Raw genomic sequence first — 236 nt, forward strand, 5'->3', positions numbered from 1 at the left:
CACCAGCACTTCATCATCCGGGCCAACTTTCACTCCCATTTCTGGCTGCTGGCCGTTAATCAGCACCCGTCCTTGCTCAATCAGTTTGTCGGCTTCCCGGCGCGAGCAGTAACCTGTGTCACTGATAAATTTATTCAGGCGAACCAGACTGGTGTCTGAGGATGGTGAGTCATTATGAGACTGAGGTTTATTTTCTGGCATGATGATCTTCTTCATTGTGCGTTTCACAACGCGTT

1 protein-coding gene is annotated in these 236 nt (G+C 49.2%); it reads right to left on the reverse strand.

Translation table 11 applies throughout. The features are described from left to right. The coding region (locus tag ACYP03_RS28025) for a S4 domain-containing protein (RefSeq protein WP_459782935.1) at window positions 1-201 on the reverse strand (201 nt) is incomplete at its 3' end. Between the last annotated feature and the right edge of the window lie 35 nt (window positions 202-236).

It is taken from the genome of Photobacterium sp. R1, assembly GCF_054600795.1.